This window comes from Terriglobus sp. YAF25 (assembly GCF_052113305.1).
In the GTDB taxonomy this organism is placed as follows: Bacteria; Acidobacteriota; Terriglobia; order Terriglobales; family Acidobacteriaceae; genus Terriglobus.
On sequence record NZ_JBFRCY010000606.1, the window covers coordinates 1 to 2,898 of the forward strand.

General features: G+C 59.4%; 3 protein-coding genes. 2 read left to right on the forward strand and 1 reads right to left on the reverse strand.

Features of this window, described 5'->3' with window-relative positions:
• Positions 1-892, reverse strand: an 892-nt coding sequence (locus AB4043_RS20960; RefSeq protein WP_442307977.1) for a carboxypeptidase regulatory-like domain-containing protein, incomplete at its 3' end; no start/stop codon positions are given.
• Between the two features lie 193 nt (positions 893-1,085).
• Between AB4043_RS20960 and AB4043_RS20965 the strand changes: the two genes are divergently transcribed.
• Together AB4043_RS20965 and AB4043_RS20970 are read left to right on the forward strand one after the other, a co-directional pair.
• Positions 1,086-2,009 carry an ABC transporter ATP-binding protein gene (locus AB4043_RS20965; RefSeq protein WP_442307978.1) on the forward strand — a complete coding sequence of 308 codons (924 nt, stop codon included), beginning with the start codon at positions 1,086-1,088 and terminating at the stop codon, positions 2,007-2,009.
• A gap of 2 nt (positions 2,010-2,011) precedes the next feature.
• The gene (locus tag AB4043_RS20970; RefSeq protein WP_442307979.1) at positions 2,012-2,782 is read left to right on the forward strand and encodes an ABC transporter permease; all 771 of its coding nucleotides are present in this window, start codon (positions 2,012-2,014) and stop codon (positions 2,780-2,782) included.
• Positions 2,783-2,898 lie beyond the last annotated feature (116 nt).

A 2,898-nucleotide genomic window follows, 5' to 3' on the forward strand; every position in this document is an offset into this window, starting at 1 on the left:
CCATCCATAGACGCTGTGGCGTAGGGACGTTCTGATTGACGATCTGCTGGTTGCCTGTGGCGTCGAGACTCACGGCATTGACGACGGCGAAGTCGTCGATATCTCGCTTTTCCAGGGAGAGTGTGAAGTCGCGCTTCTTGGAGAGCAGAGGTCCGGAGAGATCGAAGCCGTAACGGCGCTTGCCGATGGAGGCGCGGCTGGTGGCGAAGGGATCGCGGGCGTTGAACAGCGTATCCGAGTCAGTGAGAAAGAGTGAGCCGTGGTACTTGTCCTGACCGGGCCGGGTGACGATCTCAATGCGCCCGCCCTCATAAGGAGGGCGCTCGTATTCGGCAGAGAAGAGATCAGGATTCACGCGGACAAAGGCGATCGACGACTTGGGCGGCATACGGCTGCCATTCTGGAAGCCGTCTACGGTGATGGTGGCTGCGCCGGGAGCACCGCCGGAGACAGCGGCGAGTGCCTGCAACTGTCGCTGCAGATCGTCGGGATCGTCGGCCATCTGCGCGAGGTCCTGGCGGTTCAGGGTGCGTGATCCGGCGGCTTCGCCGGCACTGGTATCCAGACCGGAGCCGTCGATCTGTGCATCGACCGCCATCGTGACGGTCTCGGGCTTCAGCGTGATATTCAGCGTCGCGGCGCCCGGCAGAGAGATCGTCTGCGGTGCGAAGCTGACAGCCTCGATCAGCAGCGTGTGTTTCCCGCTGATGCAGCCTAAAGAGAAGTGCCCCTGAGCATCGGAGACGATCGCTGGATTGGTATCCACCGTCAGCGTGGCATCCGGAATCACCGCGCCGGTAGTATCGTGTACCGTGCCCGTGATGGGAGAGCACTGCTGCGCGGCGAGTGTGCCGGCGAAGAGAAGGCAGAGAGCAGAGAGCTTGAGTGGCATCGCGGTTTCTCCTTGACGAACTCAAGCATCGCGGAGCGCGGAGGGGGAAAACAGTGTGTGTTGTCAGGCCGAAGACATGACATTTGTCAGCATGACAAATGTCATGCTCGAAGAGTGACATCCGGCACTGTTGCCGGCAGAGCATCAACGCCATGCTTGAGGAGTTTGAAGACGATCTCTGGGAGGTGTGGCGATGGTGGCAGTGGAAGAGAAAAGCGCAGTCTCAACGCCGGCGGCAGTTGAGGTGGCGTACCTGCGTGGAGCGACAAAGAACTATGGAGCGCATCGCGCCCTGGATGAGGTTTCTCYCTCCCTCCGGGCTGGCGAGGTAGTAGCGCTGCTGGGACCAAACGGTGCAGGAAAGACAACCGCAATCAAATTATTGTTGGGACTGCTTGGTCCGGATACCGGCGAGGCACGTGTCTTTGGCGGGAATCCCCGCGATGCGGCGACACGGACTCGCATTGGCGCGATGCTGCAGGTGGCGCGAGTGCCAGAGACGCTGAAGGTGAAGGAGTATCTCGATCTCTTCCGCAGCTACTATCCCACACCGCTGCCGGTAGAGCACATCGTGCGTGTTGCCGGTCTGGCTGGGATTGAAGATCGCCTGTTCAGCCAATTGAGCGGAGGCCAGAAGCAACGCCTGTTGTTTGCCCTGGCGATCTGCGGGGATCCTGACCTTGTCTTTCTCGATGAGCCCACGGTGGGCATGGATATTGAATCGCGCCATGGGCTGTGGCAACAGGTGCGCGATCTTGCTGCCCGGGGTAAGACAGTACTGCTGACGACACACTATCTGGAAGAAGCGGACAGCCTGGCGAACCGCATCGTGGTGATCAACAAGGGAATGGTGATCGCCGAAGGAACACCGGCGCAGATCAAGTCAAGGGTCTCTGGAAGGACGATCAAGTGCGTCACTTCGTTGGATGAGGACCTGTTGCGCCGCCTGCCCGGCGTCACCTCGGTTGAGGTAAAACACGGAACCACGGTGGTGCGTTCCGGTGAGGTCGAAGATGTCGTGCGCCAGATGCTGGCGCTCGATACCGGCCTGCACAGCCTTGAGATCAGCAGTCCCGCACTTGAAGATGCCTTTCTAGCATTGACCAAAGGAGAGTAGCGATGACGACGATGACTGTAGCACCCCGTTTTCCGCTGTACCGCAAAGAGGCAAAGTACGAGTTTCTACGCCTGTTGCGGGCCCGCACTTTTACCCTGGCGACGATCGGCTTTCCGGTGATGTTCTATCTGCTCTTCGGTGTGGTGAACAGCAGGGGATACGAAGTGCTGTCGGCGAGCAAGTATCTGATGGCGACGTATGCGATCTTCGGCCTGGTAGGCTGTTCGCTCTTTGGCATCAGCGTGACGCTCTCGAATGAGCGCAACCTCGGTTGGCTGGAGGTAAAACAGGCCAGCCCCATGCCGGCACCGGCGTATCTGATGGCAAAGCTGCTCACCGCGTTTGCCTTCGCGACGATTATCTTCGTGTTGCTGCTGACCCTTGGCCTGACGTTGGGGCATGTGGTGATTACAGCTCCGGAGATCCGAAACCTGGCGCTCACGATTCTTGGCGGGGTCCTGCCGTTTGCCTCCATGGGACTTATGCTGGCGATGGTGGTGCCGCCGCAGGCTGCGCCTGGCATTCTGAACCTGATCTATCTGCCGATGAGCTTCTGCTCCGGCTTGTGGATGCCGGTAAAGGTGCTGCCGCACTGGCTGCAGACGGCTGCTCCGATATGGCCGACCTATCATCTGTCCCAGATTGCCCTGGGCGGTATCGGATTCGAGATGCGTGGTACTGTAGCCGGCCACATTGCCGCCCTTGCAGGATTTACTGTATTGATGCTGGGACTGGCGATTGTGCTCTTCCGGCGGAATGCGAYGGCGAGCTAGAGCATTTTTCCTGTAGGTGTAGCGCAGGGCTTGTGCATCTATGGGCGTTTTCCGCAATGAAAACGCCGCTGCACGCTCCACTCGGGATACCCAGCAACAGGACAAATGCTCTAAGG